This window comes from Delftia sp. SD018 (assembly GCF_017355445.1).
GTDB lineage: Bacteria > Pseudomonadota > Gammaproteobacteria > Burkholderiales > Burkholderiaceae_C > Comamonas > Comamonas acidovorans.
On record NZ_JADDRN010000051.1, the window covers coordinates 1 to 19388 of the forward strand.

At 67.6% G+C, this 19388-nt stretch carries 18 protein-coding genes; 8 read left to right on the forward strand and 10 right to left on the reverse strand.

Annotated features, from left to right (window positions below; genetic code table 11):
* The first annotated feature begins 134 nt into the window (after positions 1 to 134).
* Both INR38_RS27710 and INR38_RS27715 read left to right on the forward strand, forming a co-directional pair.
* Positions 135 to 809 carry a response regulator transcription factor gene (locus INR38_RS27710; RefSeq protein ID WP_013804362.1) on the forward strand — a complete coding sequence of 225 codons (675 nt, stop codon included), beginning with the start codon at positions 135 to 137 and terminating at the stop codon, positions 807 to 809.
* Positions 802 to 2229 carry an ATP-binding protein gene (locus INR38_RS27715; protein WP_207444524.1) on the forward strand — a complete coding sequence of 476 codons (1428 nt, stop codon included), beginning with the start codon at positions 802 to 804 and terminating at the stop codon, positions 2227 to 2229. The genes INR38_RS27710 and INR38_RS27715 overlap by 8 nt, the downstream gene beginning before the upstream one ends.
* Here INR38_RS27715 and INR38_RS27720 read toward each other — a convergent pair.
* Positions 2181 to 3452 (reverse strand): aminopeptidase, encoded by a 1272-nt coding sequence (locus tag INR38_RS27720; RefSeq protein ID WP_207444528.1) that lies wholly within the window; start codon positions 3450 to 3452, stop codon positions 2181 to 2183. The two genes, INR38_RS27715 and INR38_RS27720, sit on opposite strands and share 49 nt — an antisense overlap.
* A gap of 22 nt (positions 3453 to 3474) precedes the next feature.
* On the opposite strand from INR38_RS27720, the gene INR38_RS27725 reads away from it, so the two are divergent.
* From INR38_RS27725 to INR38_RS27735, 3 genes are all read left to right on the forward strand, one after another.
* Positions 3475 to 4083 carry a hypothetical protein gene (locus tag INR38_RS27725; RefSeq protein WP_088165946.1) on the forward strand — a complete coding sequence of 203 codons (609 nt, stop codon included), beginning with the start codon at positions 3475 to 3477 and terminating at the stop codon, positions 4081 to 4083.
* Positions 4084 to 4164: 81 nt separating this feature from the next.
* Positions 4165 to 5436 (forward strand): class I SAM-dependent methyltransferase, encoded by a 1272-nt coding sequence (locus INR38_RS27730; protein WP_185070629.1) that lies wholly within the window; start codon positions 4165 to 4167, stop codon positions 5434 to 5436.
* Between the two features lie 33 nt (positions 5437 to 5469).
* On the forward strand, positions 5470 to 5799 hold the full coding sequence (locus INR38_RS27735; RefSeq protein ID WP_013804357.1) for a DUF1840 domain-containing protein: 330 nt from the start codon (positions 5470 to 5472) through the stop codon (positions 5797 to 5799).
* Positions 5800 to 5821: 22 nt separating this feature from the next.
* On the opposite strand, the gene INR38_RS27740 is transcribed toward INR38_RS27735, so the two are convergent.
* A complete protein-coding gene (locus INR38_RS27740) occupies positions 5822 to 6805 on the reverse strand; it encodes an aldo/keto reductase (protein WP_207444525.1) in 984 nt (327 codons plus the stop codon).
* Between the two features lie 123 nt (positions 6806 to 6928).
* Between INR38_RS27740 and INR38_RS27745 the strand changes: the two genes are divergently transcribed.
* Positions 6929 to 7831 (forward strand): LysR family transcriptional regulator, encoded by a 903-nt coding sequence (locus INR38_RS27745; RefSeq protein ID WP_013804355.1) that lies wholly within the window; start codon positions 6929 to 6931, stop codon positions 7829 to 7831.
* Between the two features lie 64 nt (positions 7832 to 7895).
* The gene (locus tag INR38_RS27750) at positions 7896 to 8411 is read left to right on the forward strand and encodes a hypothetical protein (RefSeq protein ID WP_207444526.1); all 516 of its coding nucleotides are present in this window, start codon (positions 7896 to 7898) and stop codon (positions 8409 to 8411) included.
* 108 nt (positions 8412 to 8519) lie between these two features.
* Here INR38_RS27750 and INR38_RS27755 read toward each other — a convergent pair whose 3' ends face one another.
* The 8 genes from INR38_RS27755 to INR38_RS27790 all read right to left on the reverse strand — a co-directional run bounded on the left by INR38_RS27755 (position 8520) and on the right by INR38_RS27790 (position 18218).
* Complete coding sequence (locus INR38_RS27755) at positions 8520 to 9509, reverse strand: tripartite tricarboxylate transporter substrate-binding protein (protein WP_012203083.1); 990 nt, start codon at positions 9507 to 9509, stop codon at positions 8520 to 8522.
* Between the two features lie 241 nt (positions 9510 to 9750).
* A complete protein-coding gene (locus tag INR38_RS27760; RefSeq protein WP_012203084.1) occupies positions 9751 to 10998 on the reverse strand; it encodes an AMP-binding protein in 1248 nt (415 codons plus the stop codon).
* A gap of 53 nt (positions 10999 to 11051) precedes the next feature.
* Positions 11052 to 11885 carry an ABC transporter ATP-binding protein gene (locus INR38_RS27765; RefSeq protein ID WP_016446597.1) on the reverse strand — a complete coding sequence of 278 codons (834 nt, stop codon included), beginning with the start codon at positions 11883 to 11885 and terminating at the stop codon, positions 11052 to 11054.
* A gap of 173 nt (positions 11886 to 12058) precedes the next feature.
* Positions 12059 to 13375, reverse strand: coding sequence for an ABC transporter substrate-binding protein (locus INR38_RS27770; protein WP_013804351.1), 1317 nt, complete (start codon positions 13373 to 13375; stop codon positions 12059 to 12061).
* Between the two features lie 79 nt (positions 13376 to 13454).
* On the reverse strand, positions 13455 to 14519 hold the full coding sequence (locus tag INR38_RS27775; protein ID WP_012203087.1) for a branched-chain amino acid ABC transporter permease: 1065 nt from the start codon (positions 14517 to 14519) through the stop codon (positions 13455 to 13457).
* 21 nt (positions 14520 to 14540) lie between these two features.
* Positions 14541 to 15470 carry a branched-chain amino acid ABC transporter permease gene (locus INR38_RS27780; RefSeq protein ID WP_012203088.1) on the reverse strand — a complete coding sequence of 310 codons (930 nt, stop codon included), beginning with the start codon at positions 15468 to 15470 and terminating at the stop codon, positions 14541 to 14543.
* A 10-nt stretch (positions 15471 to 15480) separates the two neighbouring features.
* Positions 15481 to 16266 (reverse strand): ABC transporter ATP-binding protein, encoded by a 786-nt coding sequence (locus INR38_RS27785; RefSeq protein WP_012203089.1) that lies wholly within the window; start codon positions 16264 to 16266, stop codon positions 15481 to 15483.
* Between the two features lie 14 nt (positions 16267 to 16280).
* A complete protein-coding gene (locus INR38_RS27790) occupies positions 16281 to 18218 on the reverse strand; it encodes an AMP-binding protein (RefSeq protein WP_207444527.1) in 1938 nt (645 codons plus the stop codon).
* Positions 18219 to 18537: 319 nt separating this feature from the next.
* On the opposite strand from INR38_RS27790, the gene INR38_RS27795 reads away from it, so the two are divergent.
* Positions 18538 to 19266: a Crp/Fnr family transcriptional regulator gene (locus tag INR38_RS27795; protein WP_012203091.1), complete on the forward strand. Its 729-nt coding sequence runs from the start codon at positions 18538 to 18540 to the stop codon at positions 19264 to 19266.
* Positions 19267 to 19388: the final 122 nt, after the last annotated feature.

Here is a 19388-nt window from a genome sequence, read left to right on the forward strand (position 1 = left end):
GCCGCGAGCGTAGAATTCGCAGCTTAAGAACATCTGAACCCCGCGTTCAGACTCCGTTCAGCTTGAACCCCTCCCGTCCCCTCTGTTGCGCCCGTACCCGGTGCACACCCTGATGTGCGAAGGCCCAGCCTCCCATGCGAATCCTGCTGGTCGAAGACGATGAGGCACTGGCCCAGGCGGTGGGCAGCTATCTGCGCTCCAAGGCCTTTCTGATCGACAGCGTGCCTTCTCTGGCCCAGGCGCGCGCCTGCCTGGCCGGTGCCAGCTACGCGGCCGTGCTGCTGGACCTGCACCTGTCCGACGGCGACGGCCTGGCGCTCATGCCCACGCTGCGCCGGCTGGAGCAGCCTCCCGTCACCATCGTGCTGACGGCACGCGACCAGGTCAGCGACCGCATCCGCGGGCTGGACGCGGGGGCCGACGACTATCTGGTCAAGCCCTACGACCCCGAGGAACTGCTGGCCCGCCTGCGCGCCGTGAGCCGGCGCGGCGGCGGCATGCAGGCCGGACAGGACGCCGTGCTGCGCATGGGCACGCTGGAGATCGACCTGGCCCGCGAAATGGTGCGCGATGCCGGCCGCACCCTGCTGCTCACGCCCAAGGAATGGGCGCTGCTGCGCGTGCTCACGGCCCAGCCGCAGCGTGTGCACGCGCGCGAGCATCTGCTCGATGCGCTCTACGGCTTCGATGCCGAGGCCGACAGCAACACGCTGGAAGTGTTCATCAGCCGGCTGCGCCGCAAGCTCGGGCGCGACCGCATCCTGACCGTGCGCGGCACCGGCTACCGCCTGGCCCTTGAGCATGGATGAGCCGCAGCGCTACAGCCTGGCGCTGCCGCCCCGTCTGGCCGACCAGCTGGCCCGCGAGCTGACACTGGCCCTGGCCGCCGTCTGGCTGGCCTGCGTGCTGGCGCTGGCCTGGTATGTCAGCCACATCGTGCACCACAACTTCGACCAGGAAATGATCGACAGCGGCCACCGCCTGCTGGAGGTGGCCGTGCACCAGCTGGAACAGGAAGACCACTCGCGCGAGGGCGTGCAGCGCCCGCATGTGGCCTCGCAGCCGGGCGACGAGGCCGAGGATCTGGTCTACCAGCTGCAGGACGGCCGCGGCAACGTGCTGCTGCGTACCCAGGCCGCCCCCGTGGCGGCCTTTGCCGTGCCCATGCGCGAGGGCTTCTACGAGCGCGAGGGCTGGCGCATCTATGTGGTGGCCCATCCCCGGCAGCCGCTGTTCCTGATGCTGGCCGATCCCATGGTCGAGCGCAGCGAGGCGCTGCAGCGGGCGCTGCTAGCGCTGGGCGCGGTGATGCTGGTCATGCTCGCCCTCATGGGCTGGGCGCTGCGCGTGACCGCGCGGCGGCGCCTGCGCGTGCTGCGCGACATGCAACTGCAGCTGAGCGAGCGCGGCGGCTCCAACCTGGAGCCGCTGGACCTGGACGCCATGCCGCGCGAGCTGTGGCGGCTGGGCCGGGGCATCAACCACCTGATGCAGCGCCTGTCGCATGCGCTGCAGGTGGAGCGCTCCATGGCTGCCAATGCGGCCCACGAGCTGCGCACTCCGCTGGCCGTGGCCACGCTGCGCCTGCAGACGGCCCTGGACAGGGGCGTGGACAACACCGATGTGCGCGCGGCCTATGAGGCGCTGGAGCGGCTGCGCCAGCGCACGGAAAAGCTGCTGCAGCTGTCGCGCGCGGCCTCGGGCTCGGCGCTGGCGCAGGACGAGGTGCGGCTGGACGCGCTGGCCAGCATGGTGGCCTCCGAGTTCTGGCAGCAGGACGAATCCACCCAGCTGCGGCTGGACGTGGTGCTGCCCGAGCAGCCCTGCGGTCCGGTGGCGGGCGATGTGGACACGCTGGCCATCGCCTTGCGCAACCTGGTGGAGAACGCGCTGCGCTACAGCGATGGCTCGGAGGTGCTGCTCGAAGTCTGCGACAGCCACACCGTCCAGGTGCGCGACGAGGGGCCGGGCATGGATGCGGCGGCGCTGAGCACCGCGCGCGAGCGCCATGTGCGCCATGTGGACGACCTGCGCCTGCCCCAGGGCACCGTGCGGGAGCTGGCGTCGCCGGGCTACGGCCTGGGCCTGTCCATCGTGTCCATGATCGTGGCCCAGCATGGCGGCAGCCTGGAGCTGCAGTCGCCGCTGCCTGGCAGCTCCAGCGGCCTGCTGGCCCGCATTCAGTTGCCGGGATGCGACCCGTCCGTGGATACCGACGCACGGTCCTGATCCGGGGCGCAGGCAGGCGGCAGGGGCGCATCGGCGGGCATGAGCCCGCACAGCCTTGTGTTGCGCTGCAAGGCAGGCAGGGCGGCCAGTTTCTCTACCTCGGCATAGAAACGCTGCCAGCCCTGGGCGGCCTCGCCGCCGGCCTGGGCCGACGCCTGGGTCTGCGTCTGCTTCCACAGCGCGGTGAAGGCCGGCACCCAGTCGTCGTAGGCGGCCAGCGCGCCAAAGCTGGCGTTGTTGGCATCGGCCACCCACTGGTCCAGCCGCGCCTGGTTGCGGTCGTAGAGCTGGCGCTGTGCATCGGTGGTCAGCAGGGCCGCATCGGCGCTGCGCCATTGCGCACGCAGCGCAGCGTAGTCGCTGCGGAACTGCTGGTAGATCTGCGCCTTGGCCTGCGGCATGGTGGGGCCGCGCTGCTGCGGGTCCTGGTAGAGCTGCTGCAGCGCCTGGCGCGTGTGGCCGGTCAGCGCCCGCCACTGCGCGCGCCGCAGCTGGCCTGCATCCCAGCGTGCGCGGGCGGCGGGGCCGGCCTCGGTGGCCAGCCACAGCGGCGTGCCCAGGCGCTCCACGGTGGTGGCAAAGGATTCGTTGAAGGCCGTGTCGCCCGCCACATAGACCACCTGGTGGGCCAGTTCGTGGAACAGCAGGCCGGCGAACTCGCCCTCGCCCCAGCCGATGAAAGTGTTGAGCAGCGGATCGCCGCCCAGCCAGTTCAGGTAGCCCAGCGTGGAATAGGCGGGCACGCCGTAGCTGCCGGACTCCAGGCCCTGGTTGGCCAGTTGCCTTGCCTGGGCCATGGCGTCGGCCTCGGCAAAGTAGCCCCGGTAGCCCACGCAGCCGGCCACGGGAAAGCACCAGCGGTGCAGCTCCAGGCTGTCGGGCGGCGCGGCCACCACGTTCCATACGGCAAACGGCCGCTGCAGATCGGCATAGCGGCGGTAGCTCGCGTTATCGGGCAGGCCCAGGCGCTCCACGGCAAAGGCGCGCATGCGCCGGGCCGACAGCAGGCGCTCGCGCAGTGCGGGCGCAAGGCTCTCGTCCTGCAGCCAGTCGTCAATCGGGCGGCTGGCCTGCAGCAGGTGCATTTGCCCGCGCAGGCTTTGCCAGTAATAGCCCAGCCCGTCGCCACCGGCCCCCCGGCTGGCACAGCCGCCCAGAAGCAGGCCTATGCCCACCAAAATCGCGGGCAGGCCGCGCCTGACTACACTCAAGCCTTCTCGCACCCTTGGCCCCCTTGCTGCTTTCATGGACTTCTTCACGCTGGCGATCATTGTCTTCATCGCAATCTACCTGCTCAAGACGCAGCAACAGCGCCGGCATACCCTGCTGCTGGCCCAGTATCTGGGACGATTCCAGATCGAGAAGCTGATGGGCGGCCTGATCGAAGGCTATCTGCGCGCCCTGGGTGAGAACGACGAGCAGCGCCGTGCCCAGATCTGGACCGTGCTGGACAACACCGAGGCCAACCTGGCCGAGCAGTTCCAGCGCTTTGCCAAGGAGATGGCCACGGCCGATCCGCAGCTCACGCGCGTGAGCACGCTGCCCGTGGCGCTGCCCTATCTGGACCGGCTCTTTCCCTCGTCGTCCTTCGATCTGCGCGACGCCATGCAGCTGCATGCGCGCGGCATTGCCTCCGTGCGCGTGGCCGACAGCCGCAACGAGGACGAACGCCGTGCGCGCGCCTTCACGATGACGGCCGAGCTGTTGCTCATGCAGTACACCTGTCATTGGTTTTGCAAATCGCGCGCCGTGGCATCCCTGCGGCTGGTCGCACGGCACAAGACGCCCTTCGAGCAAGTGCTTGCTTCGGTGACGGATCAGACACGGCGCGACTACAGGCAGCTGATCGCCTGATTCCCCCCGCTGTGGCGGGGCGCCATGCCCCGCCATGCACAGCCCAGGCTGCGATTGACGCAGTGCGCCTTGCTGTCAAAAATGAACGCCATGACACAAGTGCTGAGCTCCATCGAGGCGCGGCTGGCGTCTCTCCCTGTCCCCGTGGCCGTGATCCTGCCGTCCGGCCAGCGCGCTGGTCCTGCGGATGCGCAGGTGGTGCTGCATTTCCAGACCATGTCGGCCATGGCCAGCCTGGCGGCCGGGCAGATAGGGACACTGGGCAGTGCCATCGTGGAAGGGCTGGTGCGCATCGACGGCCGCATGCGCGACGTGATGGCGGTGGCCGCCAGCCTGCTGCAGTCCGATCCGGTGCGCGGCACATCGCACTGGTGGGGGCATGCCATGGCCCGCATGCGCTCCATGGCCGCGCACACGCTGGCGCGCGACGCCCAGCAGATCCAGTTCCACTACGACATCTCCGACGACTTCTACGGCCTGTGGCTGGACCCGCGCCGCGTCTATTCCTGCGCCTATTTCCGCGATCCGCAGATGACGCTGGCCCAGGCCCAGGAGGCCAAGCTGGAGCACATCTGCCGCAAGCTGGACCTGCGGCCCGGCGAGCGCTTCCTGGACATCGGCGCGGGCTGGGGCGCGCTGCTGCTGTGGGCGGCCGAGCACTACGGCGTCACGGCCACGGGCATCACGCTCTCGCACAACCAGCACCGCTACGTGCAGCAGCTGATTGCCGAGCGCGGCCTGCAGGGCAAGGTGGACATGCAGCTGCTGGACTACCGCGCGCTGGCGCCCGGCCAGCCTTTCGACAAGATAGGCTCGGTGGGCATGTTCGAGCATGTGGGCCAGGCCCAGCTGCCCGAGTACTTCCAGACCGTGCACCGCCTGCTGCGCCCGGGCGGCATGGCGCTGATCCACGGCATCACGGCGGGCGGCGTGGACAACACCGAGCTGGGCGCGGGCATGGGCGAGTTCATCGACCGCTACATCTTCCCCGGCGGCGAGCTGATGCATGTGAGCCGCGTGCTGCACGACATGGGCCACAGCGGGCTGGAAATGGTGGACACGGAGAACCTGCGGCCCCACTACGCACGCACGCTGTGGAACTGGTCCGACGCACTGGAAGCCCGGCTGCCGCAGGCGCAGCGTATCCTTGAGCAGCATGCCGATGCCGAAGGTGCCGCCAAGGTGCTGCGCGCCTACCGGCTCTATCTGGCGGGTTGCGCCATGGGATTCGAGCGCGGCTGGATCGCCCTGCACCAGATGCTGTGCACGCATCCCGATGGACGGCTCCAGTCGGGACCCATGGTGGGGGCTCAATCGGACTATGCTTTCAACCGCGAGTACATGTACCGCTGAGTGCATGACACGCCACACAGAAAAAGGATAGCCATGCTCTACAAGTTCAAGTCCCGTGCCACGGCCGACGTCATCATGCTGGAATCCAACGGCCGCCAGGTCCTGGAGATCGTCGGCAAGACGCCCGGCGCCAGCGGCATCATCACGGTGCAGCAGATTCCCGCCGCCATAGAGGCGCTGGAGGCCGCCGTCGCCGACGACGACGCCCGCCGCAAGGCCAGCCATGAAGACGAGTCCCAGGACGGCGAGCAGGACAGCGCCGCAGCGGGCGCGCGCGACGCCGTCAGCCTGCGCCAGCGCGCCGCGCCCATGATCGACATGCTGCGACGCAGCGCCGCCGAGAACAGCGACGTCACCTGGTAAGCCGGCGGCCCCACCGGCCCCTTCAGGCGTTGATGCCCTTCATGCCTTCCTCCGTATAGCGCTGCCCGGCCACGGGCAGCTCGTCGCTGGCGCGCCGCAGCTCGTCCAGCTCGGCGGGGGTCAGTGCCACGGACAGCGCGCCCAGGTTGTCCTGCAGATGGGCGATGCGCCGGGTGCCCGGAATGGGCACCACGTCCGGCCCCTGGGCCAGCAGCCAGGCCAGGGCGATCTGCGCGGGCGTGCTGCCCTTGCGCTGCGCCAGGGCCGATACGGCGCCCACCAGGGCCTGGTTGGTGTCGATGTTGCCAGGCTGAAAGCGCGGCAGGCTGGCGCGGAAATCGCCCTGCTCGAAGGCCGTGCCTGCATGAAAGCGCCCCGTGAGAAAGCCGCGCCCCAGCGGCGAATAGGCCACCAGCCCCACGCCCAGCTCGCGGCAGACGGGCAGCACCTCTTCCTCCACCTCGCGCGTCCACAGCGAATACTCGGTCTGCACCGCCGCCACCGGGTGCACGGCATGGGCGCGGCGCAGTGTGGCCGCGCTGACTTCGCACAGGCCGATGCGGTCGATCTTGCCCTCCTGCACCAGCTGCGCCAGGCCTTGCATGGTCTCTTCGATGGGGCGCATGGCATCGACGCGGTGCACGTAGTACAGGTCGATGCGCTCCACGCCCAGGCGCCGCAGCGAGTCCTCGCAGCTTTGCCGTGCGTACTGCGCGCTGTTGTCGATGCTGCGCCGGTACTCCCCGGCCTTGCGCACGATGCCGAACTTGGTGGCGATCTTCACGCGCGGGCGGCGCGTGGCCAGGAAGCGGCCGATCAGCTCCTCGTTGTGGTGCGGCCCGTAGACATCGGCCGTGTCCAGGAAGTCGATACCGGACTCCACGGCATGGTCCAGCGCCTGCAGCGCCAGGGCGTCGTCGCGCGGACCATAGAACTCGCTCATGCCCATGCAGCCCAGGCCCAGGGCGGATACCTGCAGATCGTGGCCGAGTTTGCGTTGTTGCATTGCATATCCTCTTGCTGAAACAAGGGGCCAGTATGGTTTTCCGAAGCGGCCTTGCCTACTGACAAAATCGCGCTTTGATCTTCCATTTTCGGAAAAAATTCCCGAAAACAAAGGAGCATTTCATTGCAGTGGGACGACGCCCGCATCTTCCTGGCCATTGCCCGCGCCGGCAGCCTGAGCGGTGCCTCGGCCGCGCTGGGGCTGGGCGTGGCCACGGTCTCGCGCCGGCTGGACCGGCTGGAGTCCGCGCTGTCCATGCCGCTGTTCAGCCGCCACCAGAGCGGCTATCGGCTCACGGCCGACGGCCAGGCGCTGCTGGCCCCGGCCGAGGCGCTGGAGCAGGCGGCCCAGGCCCTGGGCGATGCCGCGCAAAGCCAGGCACAGGTCGCGGGCGTGGTGCGGCTGGCCACGGCCGAGAACCTGGCCAACCCGCTGATCGCGCCCTCGCTGGTCCCTCTGTTCGCCCGCCACCCGGGTCTGCGCGTGCAGCTGGTCAGCGGCGTGCAGACGCTGAACCTGCACCGGCGCGACGCCGACCTGGCCGTGCGCATGACCCAGCCCGAGGCCGGCCACCTCACGATACGGCGCCTGGGCACGCTGGGCTTCGGCCTGTATGGATCGGCCGGCTATGTGCAAGGCCGCGCAGGCGGAAACGGAAGCGCGGGCACCCACGGCTCGGACCCGTTCGAGGGCGATGCCTTCATTGGCTGGGACGACAGCCATGCCCACCTGCCCGCCGCACGCTGGATGGCGCGCGCCCTGCACGGGCGGCCCTGCCGGCTGGAGACCAATACCCTGTCCGCGCAGCTGGCCGCGGCCCAGGCCGGCCTGGGCCTGGCCGTGCTGCCGCATTTCCTGGCGCGGCAGGCGGGGCTGGTCTGCGTGGAGCCGCAGCTGGGCGCCGACCAGCCGATCTGGCTTGCCATGCATGCCGACCTGGCCCATTCGCGGCGCGTGCGTGCCGTGGCCGACCACCTCATTGAACTGTTCGAGCGGCGGCATGCCGAACTCGAAGGCCCGGCCTGAGCCGCAGCAGAGGCCGCGCGCCGTGTTAAACACGCACGCAGATTGCGAGAAAGAAAGGACTTCCATGCACCGCCTCCGTCATTCCTCCCGATTCCTGCCCTGGCTGGGCGCGCTGGCCGCCACGCTGGCACTGGCCGCCTGTGCCGACAGGCCCAAGGCGCCCACCGGCCCGCAGGCGCCCCCGGGAGCGGCGGCTGCCGTGTATTCGCTGCTGTTTCTGGACAACGCCTCCAACCTCGGCCCCAAGGCGGCGGCCTACTGCATAGGCAACGGCCGGGGCTGGGCGCTGCTGGACCCCGATGCCGGCACGCTGGCCCTGCTCAGCGGCCAGAGCCAGGTGCGGCCGGCTTCGGCCTGCGATGTGGGCAAGGGCGGCGAGCAGGTGCTGGACCGGGCCAGCGGCCGGCCGGCGCTGATGTTCGGCGTCGAACTCGTGCACTGCACGGCCTCGGGAGCGCAATGCCTGATGCGCGGCAGCTACTACGAAGGTCCCGGCAACACGCAGAGCAACCTCTACAACGCAAGCCAGCGCGGCGGCAGCTGGCAGGCCGTGATGGCGCTGCGCGGGCCGGCGCCCTGAGCCTGCACCGCTGCTGTCGCGCGGCTCCCAGCAACGAAAAAGCCCGGCCGAAGCCGGGCTTGATCGTGGTTGCAACCGGGCGATCCGTCGCGGTGGTGGTCCTCGGGATCAGTCGGCGTAGGTGCCGGCTGCCTTGATGACCTTGCCCCACTTCTCGATCTCGGCCTGGACGAACTTCTTGTGGCCTTCGGGCTCAATGCGGCCGTCGCTGGCGATCACGGCGCCCAGGGCTTCCTGGCGCTTGATGAACTCGGGGTCCTTCAGGGCGGCCTTCATGGCCTCGTTGACCTTCTTGACGATGTCGGCCGGCGTGCCCTTGGGTGCGTACAGGCCGTGCCAGATGGTGACCTGGAAGTCGGGCACGCCCACTTCGGCCAGCGTCGGCAGGTCCTTGAGCGCGGGCATGGTCAGGCGCTTCGGCGTGGTCACGGCATAGGCCTGCACCTTCTTGGCCGTGATCTGGCCCGTGGTGTTGGTGGTCTGGTCGCAAAGCAGGTCCACCTGGTTGCCGATCAGGTCGGCAATCGCGGGGGCGGCGCCCTTGTAGGGCACGGGCGTCATTTCCGTCTTCATGGACGCCTGCAGCATCAGGCCGCACAGGTGGGAGGCGGAACCGATGCCGGCATTGGCCAGGTTGACCTTGCCCTGGTTCTTGCCGATCCAGTCCTTGACCTCGGCGAAGTTCTTGGCCGGCAGGCTGGGGCGGCCGATCAGGGTCATGGGCACGTCGTTGATGATGCCGGCGTACTCGAAGTCGTTGAGCACGTTGAACGACAGCTTGCGGTACAGCGACGGGATCGTGGACATGCCGATGTGGTTGATCAGCAGCGTGTAGCCGTCAGGACGGGCACGTGCGGCCTTGGCCGTGCCGATGGTGCTGCCGGCGCCGTCGGCGTTGTCCACCACGATGGTGGCATTGTTCAACTGCTTGCGCATGGACTCGGCCAGATCGCGGGCCACCTTGTCGGTCGGGCCGCCTGCGGTGAACGGCACGATGAGGGTGATCGTCTTGCCTGCGGCAGGATAGTCCTGCGCGTGGGCGCCAAGGGCTGCACCGGCTGCCAGCGCAATGGCTGCGATCTTGAACAATGCTTTCATAGTGTCTCCAAGTAAATAGCGTGCAAATGATAGGGGGCGATGCGCATTTGCCTTCGAGGGCAAACACGCAAGAGAAACCGAATGCGCGAGGAGACGGATTTTAAGAATTGTTTCTATTGCGCCGCAGCAGATTCCCTTGCCATTGATCTAGTGCAAACCCTGGGAGTCTTGACAGGCGTCATGTTTTCAGGGTCTGCGAATGCTGCTCGGCGGCGAGGCCGCCGTCCCCGCGCCTCGGTGGCTACTTGTACGACCTCGCGTCTTCAATGACCTTCCCGTCATTGGGCAGGGTGCCCGGCAGCACCATCTGCACATCGCCGCGCAGCTTGGTGACTTCGCGCACGGCATCGGACAGTTGCTGGGCCAGGCCCGGTGAGGTTTCGCGGGTCTCGACCAGCAGCTGCATCTGGTCGTTGGCCATCTCGCCCGTGACCACCAGCCGCGCGCGCCCCACCTGGGGGAAGCGGCGCACGACGTCGGCAATCTGGCCCGGGTGCACGAACATGCCGCGCACCTTGGTGGTCTGGTCGGCGCGTCCCATCCAGCCCTTGATGCGTGCGTTGGTGCGGCCCGTGGGGCACTGGCCGGGCAGCACGGCAGAGAGGTCGCCCGTGCCGAAGCGGATCAGCGGGTAGTCGGGATTGAACGTGGTGATCACTAGCTCGCCCACCTCGCCGGGGGCCACCGGGTCGCCCGTGCCGGGGCGCACGATCTCGACGATGACCTGCTCGTCCAGCACCAGGCCTTCGCGGGCCTCGGTCTCGTAGGCGATCAGGCCCAGGTCGGCCGTGGCGTAGCACTGGTAGCCCGCGATGCCGCGCTCGGCCAGCCAGTCGCGCAGCGAGGGCGGGAAGGCCTCGCCCGAGACCATGGCCTTGGTCACGGAGGGGATGGGCAGGCCCATCTCCAGGGACTTTTCCACAATGATCTTGAGGAAGCTGGGCGTGCCCACGTAGCCGGCGGGCCGCAGGTCGGCCATGGCCTGCACCTGCTGCTCGGTCTGGCCCGTGCCGCCTGCGAACACCGTGCAGCCCAGCGCATGGGCGCCGCTTTCCATCATCGAGCCCGCGGGCACGAAGTGGTAGCTGAAGCAGTTGTGCACCAGCTCGCCGGGCCGAAAGCCCGAGGCATGCAGCGCGCGCGCCATGCGCCAGTAGTCGGGGCGGCGGCTTTCGGGCTCGTAGATGGGGCCGGGGCTGCAGAACAGGCGCGGCATGGGCTGGCCCAGGCCAATGGCGTTGAAGCCGCCGAAGATCTGCGCGGGCCGCTGCTCGGCCTGGCGCTGCAGCAGCTCGTACTTGCGCGTCACCGGCAGGCGGGCCAGGGCCTCGCGGCTGGTGATCTGCGCGGCATCGACGCCGGCCAGGATCTGGGCGAAGGCGGCAGAGTGTTGCTGCGCATGGGCGATCTGCCGGGGCAGGGCGGACAGCAGCGCCGCTTCGCGTTCGTCAGGGGTGCGCGTCTCCAGCGCGTCGTAGAAGGCACTCATGGCTAGTCCTGTGGAAGAAGGGTCTGGGGCAGGGGCTGGGAAATGTCCGCCGGTCAGGCCAGCCAGCGTTTTCTGCGCTTGTAGCTTTTCACGTCCTTGAAACTCTTGCGCTCGCCGCCGCCCACGCCCAGGTAGAACTCCTTGACGTCCTCGTTGCTGGCCAGGTCCGAGGCCGCGCCGTCCATGACGATGCGGCCGCTTTCCATGATGTAGCCGTAGTCCGAGTATTTGAGGGCCATGTTGGTGTTCTGCTCGGCCAGCAGGAAGGTGACCTTCTCCTTGCTGTTGAGGTCGCGGACGATGTTGAACACCTCCTCGACGATCTGCGGGGCCAGGCCCATCGAGGGTTCGTCCAGGAGCACCATGCGCGGATTGGCCATCAGCGCGCGGCCGATGGCGCACATCTGCTGCTCGCCGCCCGAGGTGTAGGCGGCCTGCGAGGTGCGGCGCGTCTTCAGGCGCGGAAAGTAGTTGTAGACCTTCTCGAGGTTGGCTGCTATCTCGCCCTTGTCAGTGCGCGTGTAGCTGCCGGTCATGAGGTTTTCCTCGATGGTCAGGTGGGCGAAGCAGTGCCGCCCCTCCATGACCTGGACCACGCCGCGCTGCACCAGCTCGGAGGGCGTGAGGCTTTCGATGCGCTCGCCCTCCAGCTCGATCGTGCCCTTGGTCACCTCGCCGCGCTCGCCCTTGAGCAGGTTGGAGATGGCGCGCAGCGTCGTGGTCTTGCCCGCGCCGTTGCCGCCCAGAATGGCCACGATGCTCTCGCGCGGCACCTGGAGCGAAACGCCCTTGAGCACCAGGATCACATGGTTGTAGATGACTTCGATGCCATTGACCACGAGCAGCGGATCGCTGGCGGCCGGGGCGGAGGTGGGTGCGGTGGTCATGGCGTCGTCCATGGGCGTTGATACGAAAGCGGAGTGCGGGGCCGCAACTCTCGAAGCATCTCTGCGCGGGGCATGCCCCAACTCAGGGACACCGAGGAAGGGCCGCCCCGCACCGAGGGTGTCGTCCCCCTCCCCCGCGAAGCGGGTAGAGAGGGGGAAGGCGCGCAAGCGCCTCAGGGGGTGCAAGTTCTAGCTTTTACGTTCTTTTCCTTGGCGTACTTGTCCGCGTACTCCTTGACCAGCGGTTCGACCATGGACTTGTCGGCCTGGTACCAGTCGGAGACCACCTTCCACTTGGCTCCATCCCACTGGGCGATGCGCGACCAGTCGGTGCCCAGGTGGTTGTCGCAGCTGGTCTTGACGGGGCGGATGATCTTGCCGAAGCCCAGCTCGTTGAGGCGCTCCTGCGTGAGGTTCAGGTTCTCCAGGCCCCAGCGCACCTGCTCGGAGGTCATGACCTTGCCCTTGCCGTACTTTTCCTGTGCCGTGCGGATGGCCTCCACCTGCAGCATGGAGATCACCATGCCGCGCGTGTGGGCCATGGCGCCCAGTTCCTTGGCGTCGGTGGCCGTGCCCTGGCCCTTGTCGTAGACCATGGCCTTGACCTCGTCGTGCACCTTGTCGTGCTCGGCCGTGTTGTGGATGGTCACGGTGTTGTAGCCCTTGGCGCCGGCGCCGATGTCCTTCACGTCATGGTCCGAGCCGGCCCACCAGATGGCGTACATCTTCTCGCGCGGGTAGCCGGTGGCCTGCGCCTCGCGCACGGCCGTGGGTGTCATCACGCCGGCCGACCACAGCAGCACGTAGTCGGGGCGCTGCTGGCGGATCTGCAGCCAGGTGGACTTCTGCTCCACGCCGGGCGCCGTCACGGGCAGCAGCGTCAGGTCGAAGCCTTCCTTGGCGGCGCGCTTTTGCAGCAGCGGAATGGGTTCCTTGCCATAGGGCGAGTCGTGGTAGACCAGGGCGATCTTCTTGCCCTTGAGGCTGCCCTTTTCCTTCTTGAGGATGTCCTGGATGATGGAATCGGCCGCTGTCCAGTAGTTGCCCAGCAGCGGGAAGTTCCACTCGAAGACCTTGCCGTCGGCCGACTGCGACAGGCCATAGCCCGTGGTGATGATGGGCATCTTGTCGCCCGGCGCCTTGTCCGTCACGGCGAACGTGATGCCGGTGGACTGCGGATCGAAACCGGCAGCGCCGCCGCCCTTGCCCTTCAGGCGCTCATAGCATTCCACGCCCTTGGCCGTGTCGTAGGCCGTCTCGCATTCCTCGTAGGCGATCTTCACGCCATTGATGCCGCCCTTGGCGTTGACCAGCTTGATGTAGTCCTGCTTGCCATCGGCCCATGGAATGCCCAGCGGCGCGAACTGGCCCGTGCGGTAGACCAGCAGCGGCACGAACTGGTCCTGGGCCTGTGCGGCAGGGGCGGCCACGAGAGCGCCGATTCCAGCAGCGACCGTGGCGGCGGCGATGGCGACTTTCTTGAACATCATGACGTTGTCTCCTAGTTGGCTGGGGAAGATTCCCCGGTTATCCGGCACTCTGTGGCGCCCTGTCTCGATACAGATCAACTCAATGCGGGAAGGGCCAGACACGCAGTTTTTGTCTTGCGGTCGCCCACAGTTTTGCCAGGCCATGCGGCTCCACGATCAGGAAGAACACGATCAGCGCACCGAAGATCATGTGCTCCAGGTAGGTCGCCGTGGCCGTGGACAGCGGCAGGCCCATCCAGTGCGGCACCTGGGTGAGCAGCAGTGGCAGCAGCACGAAGAAGGCCGCGCCGAAGATGCTTCCCACCACCGAACCCAGGCCGCCGATGATGATCATGAACAGCAGCTGCAGCGAGCGGTCCAGGCTGAAGGCCGCGGGCTCCCAGGCGCCCAGGTGAACGAAGCCCCACAGCGCGCCGGCCACGCCGACGATGAAGCTGCTCACGGCAAAGGCGCTGAGCTTGGCGTAGGTCGGGCGGATGCCGATCACGCTGGCGGCCACGTCCATGTCGCGCATGGCCATCCACTCGCGGCCGATGGCGCCGCGCACCAGGTTCTTGGCGGCCAGGCCCAGCACGCACAGGATGCCCAGGCACAGCAGGTACTTCTCCATGGGCGTGTCGATCTTCCAGCCCATGATGGACAGCGGACCCGCGCTCACCGAGCCCGAGGAAGAGTTGTTCGTCACCCAGGCCGCGCGGCTGGCCAGCCAGTCCACGAAGAACTGGGCGGCCAGCGTGGCCACGGCCAGGTACAGGCCGCGGATGCGCAGGCTGGGCAGGCCGAAGATCACGCCGAAGACCATGGCCAGCACGCCGCCGCCGATCAGGGCCACCAGCAGCGGCATGCCCTCGAAGCGCACCTGCAGGTTGTAGGCCGCATAGGCGCCCACGGCCATGAAGGCGCCGGTGCCCAGAGAGATCTGGCCGCAGTAGCCGACCAGGATGTTCAGCCCCAGCGCCGCCAGCGACATGATCAGGAAGGGGATCAGCACGGCCTGGAAGGTGTAGTCGCTGACGCTGAAGGGAATCACCAGGAAGGCGACGGCCAGCAGCGCCACGATGGCCCAGCGGTCCTGGGCGACGCCGAAGATCTGCTGGTCGGATGCGTAGGTCGTCTTGAATTGACCGTTCTCACGATAAAACATGGTGCAAGTTCTCCGTAACGGTCAAACGCGATCAATGATTTTGTCGCCGAACAGCCCTTGGGGCCGCACGAGCAGGAAGCACAGGGCCAGACCGTAGGCGAACCAGGTCTCGATGCCGCCGCCGACCATGGGGCCCAGGTAGACCTCGGAGAGCTTCTCGCCCACGCCGATGATCAGGCCGCCGATGATGGCGCCGGGCAGCGAGGTCAGGCCGCCCAGGATCACCACGGGCAGGGCCTTCAGGGCCACCAGCGACAGCGAGTACTGCACGCCCAGCTTGGAGCCCCAGATGATGCCCACCACCAGGGCCACGCCGCCGGCCACCGACCAGACGATGACCCAGATGCGCGACAGCGGAATGCCGATGGACTGCGCCGCCTGGTGGTCGTCGGCCACGGCGCGCAGCGCGCGGCCGGTCTTGGTCTTCTGGAAGAACACGCTGAGCGCGGCCACCAGCAGCGCGGCGATGCAGGCCGCGTACAGGTCTTCCTGGCTCAGCAGCACGCCGCCCTGGAACAGGCCCTCGAGGATGAACATGGGGTCCTTGGGCATGCCCACGTTGATGCTGTAGACGGCGCTGCCGAAGATCATCGGGCCCAGGCCGTCGAGCAGGTAGGCGATGCCCAGCGTGGCCATCAAGAGCGTGATGGGCTCCTGGTTGACCAGGTGGCGCAGCGCCAGCCGCTCGATCACCCAGGCCACGACCACCATGATGGCCAGCGACACGCAGATGGCCAGCAGGTTGGTGAACCAGCCCGGCTCCATGCCGATCCACTTCGGGATCCACTCGGAAAAGCGCGCCATGGCCAGGGCCGAGAACAGCACCATCGCGCCCTGGGCGAAGTTGAACACGCCCGAGGCCTTGAAGATCAGCACGAAGCCGATGGCGATCAGCGCGTACAGCGTGCCCACCATGAGGCCGCCGAACAAGGTTTCCAGAAAAAATCCCATGTCAGTCCCCTCAATGGCCTGTGCCAAGGTAAGCGCGGATCACGTCTTCGTTCTGGCGCACCTCGTCGGGTGCGCCGTCGCCGATCTTCTTGCCGTAGTCCAGCACCACGACGCGGTCGCTGATGTCCATGACCACGCCCATGTCGTGCTCGATCAGCACGATGGTGGAGCCGAACTCGTCGTTGACATCGAGGATGAAGCGGCACATGTCCTGCTTTTCCTCCACGTTCATGCCGGCCATGGGCTCGTCCAGCAGCAGCACCTGCGGCTGCATGGCCAGGGCGCGGCCCAGGTCCACGCGCTTTTGCAGGCCGTAGGGCAGCTGGCCCACGGGGGTCTTGCGGTAGGCCTGGATCTCCAGGAAGTCGATGATGTGCTCGACGAACTCGCGGTGGCGGATCTCCTCGCGCTGGGCCGGGCCCAGGCGCAGGGCCTGCATCAGGATGCCGCTTTTGATCTGCAGGTTGCGGCCGGTCATGATGTTGTCGATCACGCTCATGCCCTTGAACAGCGCCAGGTTCTGGAAGGTGCGCGCCACGCCCATCTCGGCCACCTGGCGGCTGTTCATGTGGCTGAAGGTCTTGCCCCGGAAGGTGATCGATCCTTCGGACGGGGTGTACACGCCGTTGATGCAGTTGAGCATGGAGCTCTTGCCCGCGCCGTTGGGGCCGATGATGGAGCGGATCTCGTGCTCGCGCACATCGAACGAGATGTCCGTCAGCGCCTTCACGCCGCCGAAGCGCAGGCTGATGTTCTTGATGTCGAGGATGACATCGCCGATCTTCTTGTGGGTCATGTCAGCGGCTCCGGTCAGGCCCTGGCGGTGGCAGCCACCGAATGGGTTTTGGCATCGATGATGGACAGCGTGGCGCTGACGCTGCCGGTGCGGCCGTCCTCGAACTTGACCTGGGTCTCGATGAACTGCTCACGCTTGCCCGTGTACAGCGCATCGACCAGCACGCCGTACTTGTCGGCAATGAAGCCGCGGCGCACCTTGCGCGTGCGGGTCAGCTCGTCGTCGTCGGGGTCCAGCTCCTTGTGCAGCACCAGGAAGCGCGCCACCTGCGTGTCGGCCATGCCGGCTTCGGCGGCCAGGTCGGCGTTCACCTGGGCCACGCAGTCGGCCACCATCTCCAGTACCTTGGCCTTCGATGCCAGGTCCACATAGCCGCCATAGGGCAGGCCCTGGCGCTCGGCCCAGTTGCCCACGGCCTCGTAGTCGATGTTGATGAAGGCGCAGACCTGGTCGCGGCCGTGGCCGAAGCACACGGCCTCCTTGATCTGGGGGAAGAACTTGAGCTTGTTCTCGATGTAGTTGGGCGCGAACATGGCGCCCCGGCTGGTCTTGCCCACGTCCTTGGCGCGGTCGATGATGCGCAGCTGGCCGCTGGCGTCGATCACGCCGGCATCTCCCGTGTGGAACCAGCCGTCGGCATCCACCACCTCGGCCGTGGCGTCGGGGCGCTTGTAGTACTCCTTGAGCACGGACACGCCCTTGAGCAGCACCTCGCCGTTGTCGGCGATCTTCAGCTCGATGCCCGGTGCGGCCTGGCCCACGCTGCTCAGCTCCACCTGCCCGTCGCGCTGTATGCACACATAGGCGCAGGTCTCGGTCTGGCCGTAGAGCTGCTTGAGGTTGATGCCGATGGAGCGGAAGAAGCGGAACAGCTCGGGCCCGATGGCCGCACCCGCCGTATAGGCCACGCGGATGCGCGACAGGCCCATGGCATTGCGCAGCGGCCCGTAGATGCACAGGTCGCCCAGCGCGTACTTCAGGCGGTCCAGCGTGCCCACCTTCTTGCCGTCCAGGATGTCCGAGCCCACGCGGCGCGCCACGGCCATGGCGCGGCCGTACATCCATTGCTTGAAGGGCGCGGCATCCTCCATGCGGATGGACACCGAGGTCAGCATGCCCTCGAAGATGCGCGGTGGCGCGAAGTAGTAGCTGGGGCCGATCTCGCGCAGGTCGATGGACACGGTCGAGGCCGACTCCGGGCAGTTGATGGTGAAGCCCGCCACCAGCCACTGCGCGAAGGAAAACAGATGGTCGCCCACCCAGGCCGGAGGCAGGTAGGAGATCACGTTGTCGCCGGGGCCCAGGCGGTCCACCTGCACGCCGCCGCGTGCCGACTCGCCAAAGCTGCGGTGCGTCTGGCACACTCCCTTGGGCTTGCCGGTCGTGCCCGAGGTGTAGAGGATGACCGAGACATCGTCGGGCGACAGCGCGGCCAGCATCGCGTCCCAGGCGCCCGGGTGTGCGGCATCCCACTCCTGGCCCTTTTGCAGCAGCGCCTCGGTGCTGATCAGCCCCGGCTGGTCGTAGTGGCGCAGGCCGCGCGGGTCGTCATAGATGATGTGGCCGAGGCCGGAGACGCTCTCGCGCACCTCCAGCAGCTTGTCGACCTGCTCCTGGTTCTCGGCAAAGGCGAAGTCGATCTCGGCATCCTCGATGACGAAGCGCATCTCGGCGGCCACGGCATCCTGGTACAGCGGGATCGGTACGCCGCCCAGCGCCTGCACGGCAATGAAGCCCATGTAGACATGGGGCCGGTTGTCGCTGATGAAGGCCAGATTCTGGCCGCGTGCCAGGCCCAGCGCCGCCAGGCCGCAGGCCATGTGGCGCACGGTCTCGGCGGCCTCGCTCCAGCTCCAGGTCTGCCAGATGCCGTATTCCTTCTCGCGCAGCGCCGGCGCCTGGGGGCACTGGGCGGCATGCTGGAGCAGCAGGTGCGGGAACGTGGTCGTCATTCCATGTCCTTGGATGTTCGTGAATGGTGGCCGCATGGTGCAGATGCCCAGGCTGTGACCTACCGGCTTGGACTGCATCCTAGGACTGGCTTTGACGCCGTGGTGTCTGTTTGACGACAATCCGCGGGAAACTCATCATCGGGAAAACGCGCCGTAACAAAAGGTGCCAAAACGGTCTCATGTCCCGCTTGGGGGCTTGCGCATCCGGGAATGTGCGCGCGCCGCGGTCCTTCTGGAAATCCCGCTCACGCCAGCCACCGGGCTCGGGCAATGCTTGGGTGGTTTTGATGATTGATCCGCGCACCCTCGCCGCGACTCCATGAGCCAAGAACTGTCACTGCACCAGCGCCGCCGCGCGCCCCGGCCCGAGGAACTCGAAGGCATTCCCTGGCTGGCCGTACTCCAGCCCGCCGAGCGCGAACGGGCCCAGAAGGCGCTGGTCGTCGGCGACGCCCAGCCCGGCGACTATGTCTGCCGCACCGGCCGCGCGCCCACCTACTGGTTCGGCGTGGTCGAAGGCCTGCTCAAGATGAACACCGACGGCGCCGATGGCGCCAGCATGACCCTGGCCGGCCTGCCCCCGGGCGGCTGGTTCGGCGAAGGCACGGCCGTCAAGCGCGAGCCCTACCGCTACAACGTGCAGGCCATACGCCGCAGCGTGGTCGGTGGCCTGCCCATAGAAACCTTCCACTGGCTGCTGGACCACTCCATCGGCTTCAACCGCTTCGTCATGAGCCAGCTCAACGAGCGCCTGGGCCAGTTCATCTCGGCCCGCGAAATCGACCGCCTCACCAACCCCGACCTGCGCGTGGCCCGCAGCCTGGCCGCGCTCTTTCACCCGCTGCTTTACCCGGGCGTGGGCGAGGTGCTGCGCATCACCCAGCAGGAGCTTGCCTACCTGGTGGGCCTGTCACGCCAGCGCGTCAACGAGGCGCTTTCCGTGCTGCAGCGCGAAAACGCCATCGTCGTGGAGTACGGCGGCCTGCGCGTGCTCGACCTGGAAGCGCTGCGCAGCGGTCTGTTTGCGGCGGCGCGGCGGGCGGCCTGACGCCGCCCACTGCCAACCACTTGCGGCCTCAGATCACGCCTTCGCGCCGCAGCCTCTCCTGCTGCTGCGCATCCAGCCCCAACGCCGCATAGATGCGTGCATTGTCCTGGCCAGTGGCCGGG